Raw genomic sequence first — 21,344 nt, 5'->3', positions numbered from 1 at the left:
TTATATATGAAATGTATTTATGGCTATGGATGCTTTATTGAGCAATAAATTAAATAAGATGCTCAATACATTATCGAAAATAAGAGTTTAAAACCAAGTATTACTAATTGGAGAATATGGCATTATGGAAAAGATTTGGTTCGCTGAATACCAAAAAACTGGAATTCCACAAACAGTAGAATTACCACCAGAAAATACCTCTCTTGTTGATATTTTTGAGAGAAACTTCCAGAAATTTGGTTCGCGTGATGCTTTTATCTTTATGGATAAAACATTAACGTTCAATGAACTTGATACGGCGAGCCGTCAATTTGCAGCCTATCTTCAAAGCCTTGGTTTAGCAAAAGGTTCTCGCGTAGCGGTCATGATGCCAAACGTACTGCAATATCCAGTGGTGGCACTTGGTGTATTCCGTGCGGGCTTAGTCCTTGTCAACGTGAACCCACTTTACACAGCTCGTGAACTTGAGCATCAACTGAATGACTCAGGCACTGAAGCGCTTGTGATTATTGAAAACTTCGCTTCTGTTTATCAATCAATTCTTGGTAAAACGCCAGTTAAGCATGTGATCGTGGCGACAGTAGGTGATATGTTAGGTACCCTAAAAGGTACACTCGTGAATTTTGTTTTACGTAAAGTGCGTAAGCAAATTCCAGCTTGGAGTATCCCAGGACATGTGAAATTCACGACTGCGATGTCTAAAGGCAGTTCTGCAAATTATAAGCGCCCAGCAACAACGTTGAGCGACACTGCTGTATTGCAATATACAGGTGGTACAACAGGCGTATCAAAAGGTGCGGAATTAACACATCGCAACCTTGTTGCAAACTTAATGCAAGCAGATGGTATTTTCCAATCTAAATTTGGTGCTCAAGATGGTGCGAGCGACGATCGCATTTTCTGTGCATTACCGCTATATCATATCTTTGCATTCATGGTTTGTGCACTTTATGGTATGTACAAGGGTCAAGCAAACGTATTGATTCCTAACCCTCGTGATCTCCCTGCAGTCATTAAAGAGCTACGCAAATATCAGCCTGGTTTCTTCCCAGCAGTGAATACTTTATTCAACGCACTCGTTCATAATGAAGAATTCAAACAACTTGACCATAGCAAATTAAAAATGGCGATGGGTGGTGGTATGGCTGTATTGCCTTCAACTGCTGCAGCTTGGAAAAAAATCACAGGTACAAATATTATTGAAGGCTATGGTCTTTCTGAGACTTCACCTATTGCAACGGCAAACCCACCAGCATCTGAAGAGTTTAGCGGTACGATTGGTATCCCATTACCTTTAACGGATGTCGCTGTCTTGGATGACGATGGCAATGAAGTTCCACAAGGTGAGCAAGGTGAGATTTCAATCCGTGGTCCTCAAGTCATGAAAGGCTATTGGAACCGACCAGATGAAACAGCTAAGGTGATGACCGCAGATGGTTTCTTCCGTACTGGTGATATCGGTATCATGGATGCTCGTGGTTACTTCAAGATTGTTGATCGTAAGAAAGATATGATCTTGGTATCAGGCTTTAACGTATACCCATCTGAAATCGAGGAAGTGATTGCAACACATCCTAAAGTACTCGAGGTTGCAGCGATTGGTGTAGCTGATGAAAAATCGGGTGAAGTGCCTAAGCTGTTTGTTGTGAAGAAAGATCCATCATTAACAACAGAAGAAGTATTAGCTTTTGCGAAAGAAAACTTAACAGGATATAAGCGTCCTCGTTATGTTGAATTCATGGATGAATTGCCAAAATCGAATGTCGGTAAAATCCTTCGTAAAGATTTACGCAAATAATTCAAATTCAGAAAAGCGCCGTAAGGCGCTTTTTTTAATTTATTCTTTCATTAGCCAACGGTCGATATAAGGTCGCGCTGCTGCAATAATAAATGTGAATGTCAGCATTGTACCTAAATGACGCCCTACAGCAGAACTCGGTAACTGTCCTGAATAACTGAAGTAAATATCAACTAAGCTATATACTGAAATAATGCTCAGCCAGATCCATTTATTTGCTCGTTTAATCCCTACCGCGATAAAGGCGATGATGAGAACCAGTAATGTGCCGAGAGTCGATTGCCAATTCATATTGGCACAAATTACGCTGATCAAGAAAGCCATAATCGGAAGAACGATATAAAGCACACGATCGACACGTTTTTGATGTTGCTTTTGTAACTCGAGAACATCAAATAACTTTTTTTGGTCAGAATTGGTCATGCCATTACTCAGAATTTTAATAAACAAAATAATTTAACTAAAATTATCGCACAAACATCATGCTAAGATAAAACCAGCTTAAATCATTGGACTGAAATCCATGCACGGTATTGAAGGTGTTATTTACCTTATTTTAATTGCTTGTTTACTCCCTTATTTATTTACAGTCATTGCTAAGATTGCAGGTGGTTTCAAAGGGCAGGATAATCAAAATCCGCGTGAATTCATGTCTAAAACCACAGGCTTAGCGGCTCGAGCAAATGCAGCTCAGAAAAATAGCTTTGAAAGTTTGCCATTATTTATTGCGGCAGTTTTGATGGCTGAGTATATGGTTGTTCAACAACAATTGGTGATTCTATTAGGTTCGGCGTATATCGTCTTACGAATCATCTATGGGATTTGTTATTTATGTAATTGGGCGACCCTTAGATCAATTGTTTGGTTCTTATCAATGCTTTGTCCGATCTTATTGCTTTTATTAATTATTCGATTGCTCTAAGAAAAACAGACTAACACCATACCTAAAATACATCTTCAGCTTGTATAATCGAATGATGATTGCTGAATAAAGCGTTATAATCAACCCCATTTTAATGAACACTGACAGTAAAGAGTTTGCTATGAGCTACAGTAATATCCCTGCAGGTAAAGATGCACCAAACGATATCTATGTAATTATCGAAATCCCTGCAAATGCAGCACCAATTAAATATGAAATTGATAAAGATTCAGATGCACTTTTCGTAGATCGTTTCATGGGTACTGCAATGTTCTACCCAGCAAACTACGGTTATGTACCAAATACATTATCTCTTGATGGCGATCCATTAGACGTATTAGTTGTTACTCCACATCCTGTAGAACCAGGTTCGGTTATCCGTTGCCGTCCAGTGGGTAAATTAAATATGGAAGATGATGGTGGTGTTGATGCGAAACTTGTCGCTGTACCACACGATAAATTAACGCCAATCTATAAAGATGTTCAAGAATATACTGACCTTCCTCCTTTATTGATTAGTCAAATTGAACATTTCTTCCAACACTACAAAGACTTAGAGCCAGGTAAGTGGGTCAAGTTAAGTGGTTGGGAAGGTGCAGATGTTGCTAAACAAGAAGTGTTAAGCTCAATTGCTGCTTATGCAGAAGCAAACAAATAATTTGCCTGATGTATAAATAAAGCTACAAACTTTGATCTTGTAGCTTTTATAAAAAACCTGCACAAAGTGCAGGTTTTTTTATTGATCTTTTTAGTTGAAAATTAGAATAATTTCACGGGAATGTCTAACCAAATACGCCATTCGTTGGTGTCGCCGATATAAGCGCTTTGATATTCATCACTTGCACGGTAGTAAGAGTGACGAACACGTAAGCTTGCATCTTTAGCAAAACCAGATTGAACTGTATATTTCACTTGGTTAAAGAATTCACGTTCCTGTGCATCATTGGTCAGCAGGATTGAACGGTCAGCATCACCTGCAGAAACATCGATATCCCAACCATAGACGAATGCTGAAGTCCACGATAGCCCTGGAACATTTAATGCGCTAAAATCATAGGTATATTGCAGCTGTACAGATTTTTCATCATTACCAATAAAATCAGATAAATATGAGTTAGGCATATAAATCGTTTGATGGCCATCACCAACACCTTTGCCCAAACCATAGTCATAACCTGTATTACCTGTATTTTGTTGGTAAGCAAGCATTACATTGTGTGGACCAGTATTGTAAGTTGTTGAAATTGCCCAAATATTATTACTTAAATTATTGAAATCATTTGAAGTATGAGAATAAGTATATGCCGTATTATTTGGTGCAGCATCCCATTCAGTACGATATGCACTGAAATCGTGAGTCAACTTACCTTTGGCCACGGCATAACTATAGTTGGCATTTACATAGTGACGATCTAAACGGTCTTTTATATCCGTACCATAATAAGACGCGTTGAGAGCATCACCAAAGTTATATTTAGCGCCCCAAACAACCGCGCGATCTAATTCATTTCCATCGGTACTGATTTGACTAGAACGTTGGTTTTCAGTAAATTTACCAGCAACCAAAGTCAAATTATCGATTTCATTACTTTGGATTAACAAGCCAGTGTAATATTCAGGTACCAAACGAGCTGTATTACTTGCAAGAACAGGTAAATCTAAAATCTGAGTCCCATAAGTAGCTGTGGTGTTCGACATACGAGCTTTGATGAAAGCACCACCTCTTGCCCAATGATCATAAGCATGACCATTATTATCGACTGGAATCATGTCATTACCGGTATGGGCATTATCACCTAATTTGAAAGACCCATCACCAATAACACCAACACCGAAACCAACGATACCTTTCGTGAAACCAGACTCAATTTTAACCATGGCTGTTTGAGCTGCTGAGCTGGTATCTTCGACACCATTCTTTTTATCACGATGCAAGAAACCTGTACGGAATAATACTGATCCTTCCGCGTCAGCGACTAGGCCCTTTGATTCACTTTGCTCACTCGCAAATGCAGTAGAAATTAAAGCAGCTTGAATAATAACTGCTAAGCTTAGTTTTTGGAATTTTTGCATTGGGAGAGAGCCTCATACAAAATGATTATGGTTAAATGTTTAGTATTTGTATACGTAATGTATAACAAAATTGGCTCTATTATTCACAATTTCGCACCTAAAGTCATAAGCAAAAAGTATATAAATTGAACTAAGTTGTGAATTATTAAAGATTAAAAGTATTATAAAATTAAATTTAACTATTAATAACATATATTTATTTTTAACCTGATATTCTTTTTTTTATTTAATTTAGTCAATCTGGCACGTTTTTTTTTGTAACTCTAGAAGCAGACAAGGATGAATAAAGGATTTTAAATAAGAATGATAGTTATTCAGTTCATTTTTATTTAATTGTAATGTGCTTCAGAGATCACTTGCTTTTTGTGACGCACTAAATTGATACTCCAACTGTAAGGTTGATTAAAAAATAGCCTTAAAATGAGGCAAGTTGTAAATGAATGTGTGATCTAAAAAGATATGTCTTTAACTCAGGTAAATCGTCAAAAAAAATTTCTTTGAATATTTTTAAAAATAAGAAATTTAAACAAATATAATAATAAAATCATTAATTTAAATTATTTTATCTCGTTATTTTAATTCCTTTGTATCTAAACACCTTTAACTTTGGCATAGCTATTGCTAATTCACATATGAGTTCAACAAATAAACCGAAAAAGCATCTAATCATGATGTGGGGGAACATAAATATGAAATTAGCAATTCAAGCATTGGGTCTAGCAGTTGTAGCATCTGCATCAACATTTAGTTTTGCTGAGGTACCAACTTCACCGCATTCTGTATCGGGTAATATCAGTGTTTTATCAAGTTATATATTGCGTGGTAATACGGCAGCTCCTGAAAATACTGAAGCTACATTACAAGGTGGATTAGACTATAGCCATAGTTCTGGATTGTACGCAGGGTGGTGGACATCTACGTTAGGTACAGATGCTTACGGTACTACCAATCCAATGGAAAATAATTTTTATGTGGGTTACAACGGTTCAATCAATGAAAACACTGGTTTTACTGTAGGTACAACTTATTACTATTATTATGACGTTGAAACGTCAGTTTATGATGGCTTTGAATTATTACTTGGTCTGAATTACAAAGATGTTGGAGTAACTGCTCAAACTTTGTTGGAAGATACAGGTTGGGGGAACGCTGGAGACACATATTTAAAAGCTACATATAGTTATCCTCTACCAAACGATTTTAGCTTGGACACAGCTTTGGGTTTATATGTTTATGAAAAAAACGGTAAGTATGTTGCAGAAACACCAGAGTCAGAAAGTTTTAATTTCCGTCACTTTGATATTGGTCTAAGTAAAGCTTTAGGGGAAACAGGTGTCACAGCAAGCATGAATTATATTATTGGTGGTGATGATCGTTATGGAAACAATTTAAAGAATAAAATGGTATTAGCATTGGGTTATAGCTTCTAAACTCAACTCAAATAAAAAAAGCGACTCAACTGAGTCGCTTTTTTTATTCCTGTTTACGATAAGAGAGTGCTTCGGTTAAGTGAGCTGTTTGTATATGTTCAGAACTCGCTAAGTCAGCAATTGTACGAGCGACACGTAAGATTCGGTGGTAAGAACGTGCTGATAAATTCAAACGTTGCTGAGCCATAGCGATAATCTTTTTTGCAGAATCATCTAGTTGAGCCACTTGATCAAGCTGTTGAGAACTTAGATTTTGATTTGTCACACCTTGTCGTTGAATTTGCAACTCATAGGCCTGAATCACCCGTTTTCTGACTGTTTCAGAATTCTCCATCGGTGTAGTGCTTTGCATGTCTTGGGGAGGTAAAGGTGGCACATCAATATGTAAGTCAATCCGATCTAGTAAAGGGCCAGAAATTCGATTTTGATAGCGCTTAATTGATTCAGGTGAACATTGACAACGACTGTCTTGATTGAAGGCATATCCACATGGACATGGATTCATTGCAGCGACAAATTGAAAATTAGCCGGGAAAGTAATTTGTCTTGATGCTCTGGAAATGACGATTTCTTTCGACTCAAGAGGCTGCCTCAATACTTCTAAGACTTTTCGGTCAAACTCAGGTAATTCATCGAGAAAAAGTACACCTAAATGGGCTAAGGTGATCTCACCTGGTCGAGGGTGTGATCCACCACCAACCAAGGCCACAGCGGATGCCGTATGATGTGGCGCTCTAAAGGGGCGATGACCAAATTGATAAGGTGTATTTGCAATGGAGTAAATACTTGCGACCTCTAAGTGTTCTTGATTGGTTAATGGGGGCAAGATGCCAGACAATCTTGAGGCAAGCAGTGTTTTACCAGTGCCTGGCGGACCTTTAAATAAAATCGAATGTCCACCAGCTGCTGCAATTTCTAAGGCGCGTCTTGGACGTAATTGACCTTTGACATCAGCTAGATCAAATCGATTTATTTGAGGTTGGATCGTTTTATTCGCTAATATGGGTTGAATTGGACTCGATTGATCAAAGTGTTGGCAAACATCTTTTAATGACTTGGCTGTATACACCTCAAAATTGGGAAGAAGGGCTGCATCATCCAAATTACTCACAGGAATCATTAACTCATGACCTGCGGTTTGACATGCCATTGCGATAGTCAAAGTTCCAGTTACAGGTCTTAACAGACCATCGAGTGCCAATTCACCTATGAATTCAAAACGGTCAATATTTTGATCATGTAGTTGCCCTGAAGCGATTAAAATCCCCAAAGCAATAGGTAAATCAAGCCTTGAACTATCTTTGGGTAAATCAGCTGGGGCTAGATTGATCGTCAGCCGTTTGGTTGGAAATTGAAAACCGCTATTAATGATTGCAGAACGGACACGATCCTTACTTTCTCGAACAGCAGCTTCTGGAAGACCTACAATAGTGAGTGAAGGTAATCCTTGGCTGACATGAACCTCGACTTCAATCAGTGGTGCATGTAAACCAAGAAGACCTCGGGTATAAATTTTGGCAAATGACATAAAATTGAACCATTATTATATTATTTTTCGAATTGCTTTATTTTTAATCGCTAACTTTGTGTTTAAGCACTGTATTGGTGCAATGTTGCTTATTTTTGATCGGAAATTAAGCTTTCTAATGATTTTAATTGCGTTTGAAGTTCTGTTAAACGCAAATTGGCATTGTTTAGTGCAGTTTTCTGACGCTCAATTTCTTCTTTAGAAACCAAATCCATTTTACTAATCGCTTCGTTTAACAACGCTCTCACATTTTTTTCTAAATCTTTCTTGGGTTGGTCAACCTGTTCTAAGATTGCCTGTAATAAAGTTTCAATCATAGTTCTTCCGAATAATAAGTCATCAACATTGAAGTTTAACATCCGTTTTAGATTGACCCTAGTGTTAACTACATTTCATAGGTTAAACCAATAAGAACATAAAAAAAATCCATCAAAATTCCCAATATTTTTAGAACATAAGACCGTGTAGGCGTATAAAATAGGTTATAAATAAGTTCATGCTGGCTGATTAATATCCCCAACCATTATGAAGTTTGGCATGAAATTTGAACATAAAACCTTACTGGTGAAAAAAGCCGAAGGAAAACAACATGAAACTCGTAACAGCAATTGTAAAACCATTCAAATTAGATGACGTGCGTGAAGCACTCTCTGAAATTGGCGTTCAAGGGATCACCGTAACTGAAGTAAAAGGTTTTGGTCGTCAAAAAGGTCATACTGAACTTTATCGTGGTGCTGAATATGTGGTTGATTTTTTACCTAAAGTAAAAATTGAAATCGCAATCAGTGACGAAATGGTTGATTCAGTGATTGAATCAATTACACGTGTAGCTAGTACTGGCAAAATTGGTGACGGAAAAATTTTCGTGACGAATCTAGAACAAGTTATCCGTATCCGTACTGGTGAGACTGGTGCTGACGCAGTTTAATTTGGCATGAAGTTTGCTGAGTAGCGAATAACTCACAAAAACTAGGTTGGGGGATACGAATGAAAAAAATGCTAATGGCGCTGAGCTTGTCTGGCGCACTCTTAGGTGGTTCTGTCGCATGGGCTGAAGAAGCAGTGTCAGAACCAACTTCTACTGAAGTTGCAGTTGTTGAAACTGAGGCTTCATCTATAGATTCTAATTTGGTTGAAACATTACCAGCAGCTCCAGAAGAAGCTCCTGCTGAAGAAGGGGCAGTTCTTGATACGGGTGACACTGCCTGGATTTTAGTTTCAACTGCACTCGTTTTACTCATGACCATTCCTGGTTTAGCGCTGTTTTACGGCGGTATGGTACGTAAAAAAAATGTCTTAAGTACCATGGCACACAGCTTTGTCGCTGCTGCGGTGGTCAGTATCGCTTGGGTAGTGGTTGGCTACACACTTGCTTTTGGTGAAGGTAATGCCTTTATTGGAAGTCTAGATAAATTTATGTTGTCTGGTATCACTACAGAAGCATTGAGTGGAACAATTCCAGAAATTTTATTTGTCATCTTCCAGATGACATTTGCAATCATTACCGTTGCCATTATCAGTGGTTCTATTGCTGAGCGTATGAAATTCAGTGCTTTTGTTGCGTTTATCGCAATTTGGGTGGTGGTTGTCTATGCTCCTATTACACATTGGGTATGGGGTGGTGGTTGGTTAGGTAACGATGGTGCACTTGATTTTGCTGGTGGTACTGTTGTTCATATTAACTCAGGTGTTGCTGGTTTAGTTGCGGCGTATATGCTTGGTAAGCGTATGGGGCTAGGCAAAGAATCAATGGCACCACATAACCTTACATTGACTGTCATTGGTGCGAGTTTAATTTGGGTCGGCTGGTTTGGTTTCAATGGTGGTTCTGCATTAGGTGCAAATGGTTCAGCAGGTTATGCATTGGTGGTAACTCAAGTTGCTGCTGCCGCTGCTGCCATCTCATGGTTAATCACTGAAAAAGTGGTTCGTGGCAAAGCTTCTGTGTTGGGTGCCGCATCAGGTGCGGTAGCTGGCCTGGTTGTGATTACGCCAGCTGCTGGATTCGTGACAGTAGGTGGTGCTTTAGCGATGGGCTTAATTGGTGGTGTCGTATGCTTCTGGGGTATTACAGCATTAAAACGTGCATTGAAAGCGGATGACTCATTAGATGCCTTTGGACTTCACGGTGTTGGTGGTATCGTTGGCGCAATTCTAACCGCATTCTTTGCAAGTGAGTTCATCATGGGCGATGCAGCACCTACAAACGTATTAAGCCAATTATGGGTACAAGTTGAAGGTGTTCTTGCAACAATCGCTTATTCAGCAATCCTGACATTCATCATCTTAAAAGTCATTGATTTAATCATCGGTATTCGTGTTGAGTCAGACGATGAGCGTATGGGTCTGGATTTAAGTCAACATGGTGAGCGTGTTGAATAACGATTAAACACAACAATCAATATATAGTGTGAAACAGCCCTTTGGGGCTGTTTTTTTTCTATATATTGATGAAAGCTCAACATGAGCAGAATTTTTTGATACACTTGGTGCAAATAGAATTTGTTCAATTAAACTGCTATGCATTGTCCATTTTGCAACGCCGCTGATAGTAAGGTGATTGATTCACGTTTAGCTGCTGAAGGCTGCCAAATTCGCCGTCGTCGTGAATGTATTAGTTGTAATGAGCGTTTTACAACTTTTGAAAGTTTTGAAGTGGTGATGCCTCGTGTCACCAAGTCTGATGGCAAAAATGAACCTTATGATGAAGCGAAACTTCGTCGTTCACTCATGCATGCTTTACAAAAACGTCCCGTGACACAAGAACAAATTGAAACGGTGGTCAGTGATATTCAACTTCAAATTCGTCGACTAGGTGAACGTGATGTTCGTTCTCGTACAATAGGCGAAATTGTAATGAAGGCTTTATTTGCCCTTGATCATGTCGCATACGTACGTTTTGCCTCTGTATATCAAGATTTCCAAGATGTAGAAGCGTTCCGCCGTCAAATCGAACAAATGCAACACCGAGATCAAGAACATTAATCTCGCCCCAAATTCAACTTCAAGGTTATGAATGTCTGAGTTCTCGCAACAAAAGATCGATCAAGATCAAATGTGGATGCGTCGTGCAATAGTATTGGCGAAGCAAGGTCAATATTCGACAAAACCAAATCCTAATGTAGGTTGTGTCATTGTCAAAGACGGACAGATTATTGGTGAAGGCTTTCACCCCCAAGCTGGGCAACCACATGCCGAAGTATTTGCACTTCGTCAAGCAGGGGAGCAAGCACAGGGTGCAACCGCGTATGTCACATTAGAACCTTGTGCGCATTATGGTCGTACTCCTCCTTGTGCTAAAGGTTTGGTCGAAGCGGGCATTGCAAAAGTGATAGTGGCTTGTTCAGACCCTAATCCATTGGTTGCTGGTAAAGGTGTGGCTATCCTACAACAAGCAGGTATAGACGTTGAAGTCGGGATCTGTGAGTTGGAAGCGCGTCCTTTGAACTTAGGCTTCTTTAAAGCTATGTCTAAGGGATTACCTTATGTACGTTTAAAGGTCGCATCGAGTCTCGATGGTCGTACAGCAATGGCTTCAGGGGAGTCGAAGTGGATTACAGGTGAATTGGCACGTCAGGATGTTCAACATTGGCGTGCAATTTCTGGTGCAGTGATCACGGGTATTGAAACAGTGTTGGCTGATGATTGTCAGTTGAATGTCCGAACTTTACCGAATATTCAATTAGAACGAGTTGTGCAGCCTAAACGCGTGATTTTAGATCGTCAAGGTCGCTTACCTTTAGATGCTAAAGTGTTAGAGAATCCTGATACTGTCATGGTCATGGGGCCATTTCGAGCAGAGCTTGCACAACTTGGCGTGATTCAACTCGAAGTTCAGTCCTTAGCTGAATTGCTAAAAGTCTTAAAAGATTTTCAAATCTATGATGTGATGGTGGAAGCTGGTGCAACCCTATCTACTGCATTTTTGCAGGAAAATTTGGTAGACGAATTGATTAGTTATATTGCGCCTACACTATTAGGTCAATCAGCTCGTCCAATGTTTAATGCTGAATTTAATCTAATGACAGAACAACTCCGTTTTAAACTTCAAGATGTAACTCAGTTAGGTGATGACATCCGTTTAAAATTAATCCCTGATCAAGAGTCGCTATGAGTACAGAGTCAACGGTTTATCATAAACGTCGCCATGCAGCACGTACGACAGATGAGTATTTGTTTAATCAACTTGTGCCTTATTTAGGCAACAAGCGTCGTTTATTACATTTGATTCTTGAGGCATTAGAAAGCACTGGAACTTTGAATATGAGTTCAGGTCGAGCGCCTATCTTTGCGGACTTCTTTGCTGGGAGCGGTGTGGTTTCTCGTTTGGCTCGTCAAAATGGCTACCGAGTGATAGCGAACGATTGGGAGCCTTACAGCCACGCACTTAATCATGCCATATTGTCATGTACTGAAGCTCCTGTTTTTAAAGAATTAGGCGGATATCAGAAAGCAATTGATTATCTTAATCGCTTGCCTGAGGTCAAAGGATGGGTAACACACAATCTCTGTCCTCGTAATGATGAGATCTATGATCCTTCACGAGACCGTTTATTCTTCAAACGTCGAAATGGCATGCGCATTGATGCAATTCGTCAACAAATTGCAACCTGGCAAGCTCAAGGTGCAATTGATGATGTGGAAATGAGCGCTTTACTTGCACCTTTATTGTATTCAGCAAGTTTTGTGAGTAATACGTCAGGCGTATTTAAGAGTTTCCATCACGGCTGGGGCGGTAAAACTCAGACGGCTTTAGAGCGAATTGAATCATTACTATGGCTGACCCCCAGTCGTTTTTGTGAAAATTCAAATCTGACAGGCCCAGCAGCTGAAATGTGGTGTGTGGATGCTCAACACTTAGCAAACCAAATGAGTGGTTTCGAAGTCGATGTGGCATATTTGGATCCACCCTATAATCAGCATGCGTATAGTAGCAACTATCATGTATTGAATGCTTTGACTTTATGGGATCAGGTAGATTTACCAAGTCCAGATACTAAGGGTTTCAAGAGTGGAATTGACCGTGCTTGGCGTAAAGAACGACCAAGCCCATACAATTCTTCTAAACATGCCAAAGAAGCGTATGAAAAGCTTTTGCAAACCATTAATGCACGCTATATTTTGACCAGCTATTCAACAGATGGAAATATTGAGGCTGGCGATTTACTTAAAGCGAATTTAGAGCGTGGACGAGTCACAATTTTGACTCAAGATGTTCCAAGATATCGTGTGAGTAAGCAGCGTCAGTCTGAGCGTGCGCGCGTTCTTGAGTTTATCGTGATTACAGACACGCACGCAAAATCAGGACCGCCAATTCGACAGTTACTTGGTCAGTTACACCACTATGCTGAATTGGGTGGAGTTGACACTACAGGCGTCGCTGAACAATTGGATTTATGGTAAAAATAGAACAAATTTAAGAGTACCCATTATGTTTACAGGCATTGTTGAAAGTTTAGGAAAAGTCGAAAGTTTACAAAATGTAGGTGGTGATATCCGCTTGCGTATACAGACTGATCTTGATATGTCTGATGTTCACTTGGGGGATTCTATTGCGACCAATGGCATCTGCTTAACTGTTATTGCATGGGGCAATCAATGGTACGAAGCAGATGTGTCACTTGAAAGTATTCATCGTACAACTTTATCGAGTTGGAAGGTTGGGCAAACCGTCAATGTAGAAAAAGCGATGTTACCAACAACTCGCTTTGGTGGTCATATTGTTAGTGGACATGTAGATGTTGTTGGTGAAATTACGGTGCAACGTCAAGATGCACGTTCACTCTATTTTGAGGTAACGGCCCCGCCTGAAATTGCAAAATATTTAGCGGAGAAAGGTTCCATCACAGTTGATGGAATTAGTCTTACAATCAATCATCTACGTGGCAATGTGTTGAGTTTAAATCTTATTCCTCATACTGCAGAGCGGACCAATATTAGTACGTGGAAAGTCGGGACTAAAGTAAACTTAGAAGTCGATGTACTTGCACGATATATTGAACGTTTATTGCTTGGGGAAAAGGCTGCTGAACATAAACCTGAGTCTAAATTAAGCATGGAATTTTTAGCACAGAATGGCTTTTTACGTTAAAAAATGATTAAAATAGAAAACAGCCTAAATTTTTAGGCTGTTTTTTTGTTTAAATAAATTAGGTATACAATCTATCTAAAGGAGAAAGCAACATGCTCAGAGAACTTCAGAATGATTGATTTTTTACTGCATTTAGAGCAGCTTTTACCTAGTTTATTAGAGCAATATGGCGTATGGATTTACGCAATTTTATTTTTAGTGATATTTGCGGAAAATGGTTCCGTTTTCATGTTTTTTTTACCCGGGGACAGTTTGCTCATCGCCATCGGTGCTTTATGCTCGACCACTGAGTTGATTCATTTGCACTATATGGGATTGTTATTATTTATCGCCTCAGTCCTTGGTTATATTCTCAATTTCTATACAGGGCGATGGCTTGGTATTAAATATTTTAGCGAGCACTCACGTTGGTTAAAACCTGAGTATATTGCCAAAACCAATGCTTATTTCGAAAAACATGGTGGTAAGACCATTTTAATTGCGCGCTTTATCCCTTTTGTACGTTCTTTTGCTCCATTCGCTGCTGGCTCTGGATATATGAGCTATAGCAGTTTCATGTTTTACAATATTATTGGTGCTTGGATTTGGATCGCACTTTTACTGGGTATGGGGTATGGCATGGGAAATATATTCTCAGCCGTTTTAGATTTTTTTGCTTAAATTGATACTTCAAACCTGTTAAAAAAAGCCCTCAGTGGGCTCTTTTAAATTTTATTAATGGTGAGTGATGTGCGATCAAACCAATTCTCTACCAAAGCTTCATCTTGAATTAAAAAGTCACCTTTTTTAGACTCATGTTTTAGATACACCAAAACGGATTGAAAATCTGCTCGACTAATCAATAGTTCTTGAGCACTTATCGTGACATGCTCGCCAGATTTCAAATGAGTGATTCGTTCAGAGATGTTGTTTAAAAGATCCATGGTGATACTTTCCTCATGTCCGTCAAATCGCAGAGTGCATTTAAATCACATTCATGGTGTGACAAATATGTTTCATTTTGATGACACTAAGCATCCACCGTTTGAGCCTCTAAGAGGGTAGAGATATATTTTTTAAAATAAGTTCGATCTCTTCTTTTGCTGCTGCTTGGAGTTTTGATTTAAAAATTTGTACGGCATCTTCAATCATGGTTTCAGCTTCAAGCTCGAGACGTAAACGAATCGTATCTAAATCTTGATGAATTGATAAATGCGCAGAAGAGTTTCCTGAAAAGTCCCGATGGGGTGTAGTCACTTTTTGGTATTTTTCAGTATATTCACCGATCTCTGCATCAATCACTTGTCGTAACTGTACGAGCGAATCGGTTTGTTGTTGAAATTTTAGATATTCGTCTTGTAGAAGCTTTTGATTATAAGCCTCTTGCAGTGCACGTTTTTCTGCTAATGATTTTTCTAAAGCCAATTGCTTACGAATACGAGCTTCTTCAATTAATCGTGCTTTTTCATCCGCATAAGCCTGTTCAACCTTTAACTGAGCCACTTGCTGGGCACGATTATCATGGTCTAACCATTGCTCTGGTTGAGTTTGAGGTTCGAGTAAATCACTGATGCGATTAAGGTCGTCGATAAAAGCTTGGCGAACCGCTTCTGGCGCTTTCAACCAACGTTTTTTAAAATCTTGACCGACATTAATGGCCACCGTGATTCTCCTTTTTCCAATGACAATGCGCTAAAGTTTATGTGTTTGAGGTGAGATACCTAATTTTCGATAGGTTTTATATTTCTCTCGTCCAATTTCTTTGGCAGCTTCGTTGTTTTCAATAATTTCGATAATGTGACTGAAACGTGAAGGATCTTCAAGTGCATGAATGTGAAAATTAAACACGATCCATTCCTGAGTTTCAGGGAGCTTAGACGAAATACAAATAGCTGCTGATTGATCATCAATGCCATGTGTCAAAAAACTCTGTGGATCGAAACTCCAAAGTAAATCATCGAGTTCGTTTTGAATGCTCAATTCTGGACAATGAATCCATATTTTTGCAGGGTGACGCAGAATTTTTCGACATAAACGACAGGCACTTTGGACCTGTCGTTCTGGACTCTTTTCAAATAAGTAGAAGCTGATTTTAGACATTAATTTACGCGATTTGCGAGAAATTGAACCAATAATGGAACTGGGCGACCAGTTGCACCTTTTGCTGCGCCAGATGTCCAAGCTGTACCAGCAACATCTAAATGTGCCCAACGATATTCACGTGTGAAGCGTTGCAAGAAACAAGCAGCTGTAACAGCACCAGCTTTTGGACCACCAATATTGGCAATATCAGCAAATGGAGAGTCAAGCTGTTCTTGGTAGTCATCATAGACAGGCATACGCCATACACGGTCAAATGATTGTTCACCAGCTTGAGAAAGTTCATGTGCCAGTTCATCATCTGGTGTGAACATACCTGTTAAAACAGAGCCTAAAGCAACAACACAAGCGCCTGTTAATGTTGCGATATCAATCACAAGTTCTGGGTTAAAGCGTTTGACATAGGTCAGCGTGTCACAGAGGACTAAGCGACCTTCGGCATCTGTATTTAGAATTTCAACAGTTTGACCACTCATCGTGGTGACGATATCACCTGGTCGAGTTGCATGACCTGATGGCATGTTCTCAGCCGCCGCAATTGCACCTACAACATGAATCGGAATGCGAGCTTCACAGAGTGAGCGCATGGTTCCTAAAACTGAAGCTGCACCACCCATATCGTATTTCATTTCATCCATACCTAAACCTGGTTTTAATGAAATACCGCCCGTATCGAAAGTGATCCCTTTACCCACGAGGACGATAGGAGCTTGTTCAAGTTGACCTTGATATTCAAGAGTAATGATACGTCCAGGGCGATCTGAACCTTTGCTGACTGCAAGAAATGCATTCATGCCAAGATCAGCAATTTGCTGTTCATCTAGCACGGTTACTTTCAATAAATCTGGGAATTCTGCTGCTAATGCAACTGCATGATCCGCTAAATATTCAGGAAAACAAATATTTCCTGGACGATTTGCTAAATCACGTGCAACGTTTTGACCGCTTTCAATTGCTTGAATTAAGTTGAGTTGATTTGAAGTTAGCGTAGAGTTTGATGCAATTAGATGAACTTGTTCGAGTATAAAGTCATTTTTTTTCGACTTAAACTCGTCAAAAGCATAAGCAGATTGAGTGAGTTTAAGTGCAAATAAGTAGTGCAATTCATTCGGCAAAGCTGAAATATCAACACTGATTTGTTTGAATTTTTTTTGTGAAGCTTTGATAATAGTTTGTGCAATTTTTGCTAATTTTGCAGCTTTAACTTCTTGTGCATGACCTAAGCCAAGTAAAATGCTATTCGGTTGATTTTCAATTTGACCCAATAACGATAAAGACTCATTGAAACCTGCTTTGAATTGAGCTGCTTCAGTTAGGCTGTCTAAATTGTTGATTTGATAGTTGCTTTTAACTGCATGGGTGTTTTCAGAGTCGACTAAAATAACCAAATGTTGGCTTTCTGAAATTTGTGCTAATGATGTATTAATTGAAAGTTTCATATGCTTGTTGTGTGCCTATTGAGACCGTTTAAATCATTAAACCATTGAAACACTACCAATGATAGAATTTCAATGAGGTTTTATATTTTTAACATTCGGGTAAACTAGCGCTAGCCGATTTAACCTAATTTTGGAAGATTACTTTGATTATAAGACGTTACCTCGTCAAACAAGTGGTATCTACCTCTGTGGTTGTGATTTCATTGCTTACACTCATCATGTTGGGTGGGCGTTTGATCAAGTATTTTGGCGTGGCAGCTCAGGGTCGAATGGATGCAAGTATTTTATTTAGCATCATTGGCTACCGTCTTCCAGAATTTTTGACATTGATCTTACCTTTAGGTTTTTTCATTGGTCTCATGTTGGTGTTTGGCCGACTGTATGTAGATCATGAAATGGCGGTTCTCAATGGCAGTGGTGTTAGTCGTAATCAATTGGCTCGTTTATTGTTACCTCTCACAGCCATTTATTTGGCCATTCAAACGGTATTAATGGTATGGATGTCTCCATGGGGTATACGTGAATTTGAAAAGCTTACGACGACCCAAGCGGTTCGATCAGGCTTTGATTTGGTACGTCCAAAAGAGTTTATCTCCTCAGGTCCTTATACCATTTATGCTGGTGCACTTTCAGAAGATCGTAAAAACTTAAAAGAAATTTTCTTCTATCAGCGAGCAGATAAGCCTGAAAAACCTGACATCATGATTTTAGCGAAAGAAGCGACACGTGTTGAAATGGTCGGTGAAACAGCGAGTGTTGTTGATTTAACCCAAGGTCGCCGTTACGAAATTTATCAAGATAGTCCGAAATATAGTCATACTGAATTTGCTTCATATCGTTTGCGTCTTGAAAGTGATAAAGAGGCGAAATTTGAAAGTGGTGATGTAGAAGCGTTACCAATTTCGAAGTTAATTGAAACTCGTGAAGATCCTGTAGTAGCCAGTGAATTGGGCTGGAGAATATTTGTGCCATTTACATTGATTGTGGCATTGATGTTAGCAACGGCATTGTCTGAGGTTACTCCACGCCAAGGACGATATTTAAAATTATTTCCTGCACTCTTAATTTTTGCCAGTTTGATTGTGGCATTAATGGCGATTAAAACCAGAATTAGTAAAGATGAGATTGGTATTTGGGCTTATCCCGCTATCTTGATTGTTTATGCAGTGGGTGCGGCGATTTTCTCGCGTAAACAAAAACTAGCACCTAAGTTAAAAAAACGAATTGAGCAGGTGAAATCATAATGTTGGCACGTCGAATTGTCGCAAAACATGTGACGAAAACCACAGCGCTGGCGATGTTGGGTGCTACAGCGATTTTATCAGCCCTTCAAATTCTTTTTACCTATATGGGTGAATTAGGCAGCCTGAAAGAAGGATATGGAGCTTGGCAAGCGCTTATTCATGTTCTATGGGCTTCACCGCAATATTTATATGAAATTTTACCTATTTCAGCATTGATTGGTGCAGTGCTCGGTTTGGGTTCAATGGCTTCAAATAGTGAGCTGATTGTCATGCGCGCTTCAGGGATTAGCCTGTGGCGTATTGTGGGTTGGGTCATGCGCTCAGCAATGCTCTTGGTATTGCTTTCATTTTTACTCAGTGAATATGTTATTCCTTACACCAATGAGCGGGCGGAAAGTATTAAAGACCGTCGTTCTGTTGCTGAGCTTGGCGAAGTCAAAGGGTATTGGACTAGAGAAGGTCAACGATTTATTTATATTGACTATGCAAATGCGCAAGGGCAGTTACGTCAAGTTGAGATGATGGACTTTGATCAAGATTATCGTCTGAAGTCAGTCTTGACTGCGAATCAAGGTCAATTTGTACAAAATGGACAATGGTCTTTAATTGAAGCCAGTCAGATGGATATTTTTCCTGAAGGCTATTCGAGACTGATTCAAACTCCTCAGCAGGATGTTGCTTTAGCGCTTCAACCTAAATATGTTCATATGGTGACGATTGATCCTGAAGATTTAGCTCCAAGTCAATTGATCAGTTTTATGCGCTATATGGATGAATATAGTCAAGTTCCTAAAACGTATTTACTTGCATTCTGGCAAAAAGTGGCTTCGCCATTTGCATTGTTGGCACTTGTACTGATTGCTTGCTCATTTATTTTTGGCCCTTTACGTCAACAATCCATGGGATTTCGTTTAGTAATTGCGTTATTTGTAGGGCTTGGTTTTTACTACCTACAAGACTTCTTAGGGTACGCGAGTTTGGTGTATTCACCATCTCCCGCTTGGTTTGTTTTTCTGCCAATTGTGCTTATCTTTGCGGTAGGTAGCTATTTGCTATATCGAGCGCGCTAGAGAATTTTTAAATTGAAAAATAGATGGTCTAGATCAATCAAAGCCATCGTGTTCAGATAGAGTCTTAATGAAAAATTCGTTAAGATACGTTGATTAATTTGTAAACAGAAAAGAGTGTATATCATGACGGATGCAACTGCTGGCAAAATCCCTCACGTTTTAGTCATTATGGATGGTGTGGGTCATCGTGAAGCGGTCGAAGATAATGCTTTTCTTGCAGCGAAAACACCTAATTTAACTGCAATGAAACAGAATCATCCACATGGTCTGATTTCAGGTTCAGGTGAAGATGTTGGTCTTCCAGATGGCCAAATGGGGAATTCAGAAGTTGGTCATATGAATCTTGGTGCTGGACGCGTGTTGTATCAAGATTTCACTCGTATTACCAAAGATATCCGTACTGGTGATTTCTACAAACATGAAGTATTGGTTGATGCTGTAGAAAAAGCAAAAGAAAATCAAAAAGCAGTACATATTTTTGGATTGTTGTCTGAAGGTGGTGTTCACTCTCATGAAGACCACATTGTTGCTATGGCAGAGTTGGCACTAAAAAAAGGTGCTCAAGTCTATTTACATGCTTTCTTAGATGGTCGTGATACTCCGCCAAAAAGTGCACAGCCGTCTTTAGAGAAATTAGATGCACTATTTGCCCAATATCCAGGTCAGGGTCGAATCGCAACGATGATCGGTCGCTATTTCGCAATGGATCGTGACAATCGTTGGGATCGTGTCGAACAAGCATATCGTTTATTAACAGAAGGTGAGGCTGTTCGCGTAGTTGAATCTGCTGTGGAAGGTCTCGAACAAGCGTATGCTGCTGAAGAGTCAGATGAGTTTGTGAAAGCAACACGTATTGGGGATGTAGCCGCAGTACAAGATGGTGATGCTGTTGTTTTTATGAATTTCCGTGCAGATCGTGCTCGCGAATTGACAAAAGCATTTGTTGAACAAGGCTTCGATGGTTTCGAGCGTAAAGTTGTGCCTCAGCTTGCGAAATTTGTCATGTTAACGCGCTATCAAGCGACAATTAATGCGCCGGTGGCATATATGCCAGAACCGTTGGTCAATTCAATTGGTGAATACCTGTCTAATTTAGGTAAAACTCAATTACGTATCGCGGAAACTGAGAAATATGCCCATGTGACTTTCTTCTTCAGTGGTGGTCGTGAAGATGAGTATCCAGGTGAAAAACGTATTTTGATTCCATCACCAAATGTTGCAACCTATGATTTAAAACCAGAAATGAGTGCTTATGAAGTCACTGATGAGTTAGTGAATGCAATTAATTCAGGTGAATTTGACTTACTCGTTGTGAACTATGCAAATGGCGATATGGTTGGACATACAGGGGTATTCGATGCTGCCGTTAAAGCAGTAGAAGCAGTGGATGTCAGCTTAGGTCGCGTCTATGATGCAGTGATGGCGAAGAAAGGCCATATGTTGATCACTGCGGATCACGGTAATGTTGAACAAATGCAGGACTATGAAAGTGGTCAAGTCCATACTCAACATACAACTGAGCATGTGCCATTTATTTATGTAGGTCCAACTCAAGCGAAAATTGCAGAGGGTGGTGTGCTTGCAGATGTTGCACCGACATTATTGAATTTAATGCAGTTGCCTGTTCCTGCTGAAATGAAAGGTCGCAATTTAGTGACTTTAGTTTAAAA

Annotated in this window: 22 protein-coding genes; 14 read left to right on the top strand and 8 right to left on the bottom strand. The window is 39.5% G+C overall.

The genetic code is table 11. The annotated features are described in order from the left end of the window. Positions 1–124 precede the first annotated feature (124 nt). Complete coding sequence (locus AC1M85_RS13675) at positions 125–1,798, top strand: long-chain-fatty-acid--CoA ligase (protein WP_179998903.1); 1,674 nt, start codon at positions 125–127, stop codon at positions 1,796–1,798. 39 nt (positions 1,799–1,837) lie between these two features. Here AC1M85_RS13675 and AC1M85_RS13670 read toward each other — a convergent pair whose 3' ends face one another. Continuing rightward, positions 1,838–2,221 carry a hypothetical protein gene (locus AC1M85_RS13670; protein ID WP_488213239.1) on the bottom strand — a complete coding sequence of 128 codons (384 nt, stop codon included), beginning with the start codon at positions 2,219–2,221 and terminating at the stop codon, positions 1,838–1,840. A gap of 100 nt (positions 2,222–2,321) precedes the next feature. On the opposite strand from AC1M85_RS13670, the gene AC1M85_RS13665 reads away from it, so the two are divergent. After that, on the top strand, positions 2,322–2,720 hold the full coding sequence (locus tag AC1M85_RS13665) for an MAPEG family protein (RefSeq protein WP_488213238.1): 399 nt from the start codon (positions 2,322–2,324) through the stop codon (positions 2,718–2,720). Between the two features lie 121 nt (positions 2,721–2,841). Beyond that, positions 2,842–3,378, top strand: coding sequence for an inorganic diphosphatase (gene ppa / locus AC1M85_RS13660; protein ID WP_005233448.1), 537 nt, complete (start codon positions 2,842–2,844; stop codon positions 3,376–3,378). Positions 3,379–3,479: 101 nt separating this feature from the next. Here ppa and AC1M85_RS13655 read toward each other — a convergent pair whose 3' ends face one another. Continuing rightward, positions 3,480–4,793, bottom strand: coding sequence for an OprD family outer membrane porin (locus AC1M85_RS13655; protein ID WP_481589180.1), 1,314 nt, complete (start codon positions 4,791–4,793; stop codon positions 3,480–3,482). Between the two features lie 689 nt (positions 4,794–5,482). Between AC1M85_RS13655 and AC1M85_RS13650 the strand changes: the two genes are divergently transcribed. Further along, a complete protein-coding gene (locus AC1M85_RS13650; protein ID WP_481589179.1) occupies positions 5,483–6,223 on the top strand; it encodes a TorF family putative porin in 741 nt (246 codons plus the stop codon). Between the two features lie 43 nt (positions 6,224–6,266). Here the strand turns inward: AC1M85_RS13650 and AC1M85_RS13645 are convergent, their stop codons facing one another. Beyond that, the gene (locus AC1M85_RS13645) at positions 6,267–7,751 is read right to left on the bottom strand and encodes a YifB family Mg chelatase-like AAA ATPase (protein WP_092767363.1); all 1,485 of its coding nucleotides are present in this window, start codon (positions 7,749–7,751) and stop codon (positions 6,267–6,269) included. Positions 7,752–7,840: 89 nt separating this feature from the next. Continuing rightward, positions 7,841–8,068 carry an accessory factor UbiK family protein gene (locus AC1M85_RS13640; protein ID WP_092767430.1) on the bottom strand — a complete coding sequence of 76 codons (228 nt, stop codon included), beginning with the start codon at positions 8,066–8,068 and terminating at the stop codon, positions 7,841–7,843. 272 nt (positions 8,069–8,340) lie between these two features. Here AC1M85_RS13640 and glnK point away from each other — a divergent pair, with 272 nt between their 5' ends. The 7 genes from glnK to AC1M85_RS13605 all read left to right on the top strand — a co-directional run bounded on the left by glnK (position 8,341) and on the right by AC1M85_RS13605 (position 14,502). Further along, complete coding sequence (gene glnK, locus AC1M85_RS13635; RefSeq protein ID WP_004650081.1) at positions 8,341–8,679, top strand: P-II family nitrogen regulator; 339 nt, start codon at positions 8,341–8,343, stop codon at positions 8,677–8,679. Positions 8,680–8,738: 59 nt separating this feature from the next. Further along, the gene (locus tag AC1M85_RS13630) at positions 8,739–10,133 is read left to right on the top strand and encodes an ammonium transporter (protein ID WP_488213237.1); all 1,395 of its coding nucleotides are present in this window, start codon (positions 8,739–8,741) and stop codon (positions 10,131–10,133) included. 138 nt (positions 10,134–10,271) lie between these two features. Then, positions 10,272–10,736 (top strand): transcriptional regulator NrdR, encoded by a 465-nt coding sequence (gene nrdR, locus AC1M85_RS13625; protein ID WP_035263879.1) that lies wholly within the window; start codon positions 10,272–10,274, stop codon positions 10,734–10,736. A 31-nt stretch (positions 10,737–10,767) separates the two neighbouring features. Then, positions 10,768–11,865, top strand: a complete 1,098-nt coding sequence (gene ribD, locus AC1M85_RS13620) for a bifunctional diaminohydroxyphosphoribosylaminopyrimidine deaminase/5-amino-6-(5-phosphoribosylamino)uracil reductase RibD (protein ID WP_092767357.1) — start codon at positions 10,768–10,770, stop codon at positions 11,863–11,865. Continuing rightward, positions 11,862–13,154, top strand: coding sequence for a DNA adenine methylase (locus tag AC1M85_RS13615; RefSeq protein ID WP_092767355.1), 1,293 nt, complete (start codon positions 11,862–11,864; stop codon positions 13,152–13,154). The genes ribD and AC1M85_RS13615 overlap by 4 nt, the downstream gene beginning before the upstream one ends. A 28-nt stretch (positions 13,155–13,182) precedes the next feature. Next, positions 13,183–13,842 carry a riboflavin synthase gene (locus tag AC1M85_RS13610; RefSeq protein ID WP_488213236.1) on the top strand — a complete coding sequence of 220 codons (660 nt, stop codon included), beginning with the start codon at positions 13,183–13,185 and terminating at the stop codon, positions 13,840–13,842. Positions 13,843–13,953: 111 nt separating this feature from the next. Continuing rightward, a complete protein-coding gene (locus AC1M85_RS13605; protein WP_092767351.1) occupies positions 13,954–14,502 on the top strand; it encodes a VTT domain-containing protein in 549 nt (182 codons plus the stop codon). A gap of 44 nt (positions 14,503–14,546) precedes the next feature. Here AC1M85_RS13605 and AC1M85_RS13600 read toward each other — a convergent pair whose 3' ends face one another. The 4 genes from AC1M85_RS13600 to AC1M85_RS13585 all read right to left on the bottom strand — a co-directional run bounded on the left by AC1M85_RS13600 (position 14,547) and on the right by AC1M85_RS13585 (position 17,360). After that, positions 14,547–14,765, bottom strand: coding sequence for a hypothetical protein (locus AC1M85_RS13600; protein ID WP_035263886.1), 219 nt, complete (start codon positions 14,763–14,765; stop codon positions 14,547–14,549). Positions 14,766–14,874: 109 nt separating this feature from the next. After that, on the bottom strand, positions 14,875–15,483 hold the full coding sequence (gene blhA, locus AC1M85_RS13595) for a cell division protein BlhA (protein ID WP_092767349.1): 609 nt from the start codon (positions 15,481–15,483) through the stop codon (positions 14,875–14,877). 30 nt (positions 15,484–15,513) lie between these two features. After that, a complete protein-coding gene (locus tag AC1M85_RS13590; RefSeq protein ID WP_092767347.1) occupies positions 15,514–15,921 on the bottom strand; it encodes a DNA polymerase III subunit chi in 408 nt (135 codons plus the stop codon). Further along, positions 15,921–17,360: a leucyl aminopeptidase gene (locus AC1M85_RS13585; protein WP_481589178.1), complete on the bottom strand. Its 1,440-nt coding sequence runs from the start codon at positions 17,358–17,360 to the stop codon at positions 15,921–15,923. The genes AC1M85_RS13590 and AC1M85_RS13585 overlap by 1 nt, the downstream gene beginning before the upstream one ends. Before the next feature lie 143 nt (positions 17,361–17,503). On the opposite strand from AC1M85_RS13585, the gene lptF reads away from it, so the two are divergent. From lptF to gpmI, 3 genes are all read left to right on the top strand, one after another. After that, positions 17,504–18,604, top strand: a complete 1,101-nt coding sequence (lptF, locus tag AC1M85_RS13580; RefSeq protein ID WP_035263893.1) for an LPS export ABC transporter permease LptF — start codon at positions 17,504–17,506, stop codon at positions 18,602–18,604. Next, positions 18,604–19,674 (top strand): LPS export ABC transporter permease LptG, encoded by a 1,071-nt coding sequence (gene lptG / locus AC1M85_RS13575; RefSeq protein ID WP_035263894.1) that lies wholly within the window; start codon positions 18,604–18,606, stop codon positions 19,672–19,674. The genes lptF and lptG overlap by 1 nt, the downstream gene beginning before the upstream one ends. A gap of 123 nt (positions 19,675–19,797) precedes the next feature. Then, complete coding sequence (gene gpmI / locus AC1M85_RS13570) at positions 19,798–21,342, top strand: 2,3-bisphosphoglycerate-independent phosphoglycerate mutase (RefSeq protein ID WP_092767340.1); 1,545 nt, start codon at positions 19,798–19,800, stop codon at positions 21,340–21,342. Positions 21,343–21,344: the final 2 nt, after the last annotated feature.

This window comes from Acinetobacter sp. 24-47-64, assembly GCF_057737055.1.
This window is presented reverse-complemented; position numbering and strand designations above follow the sequence as displayed.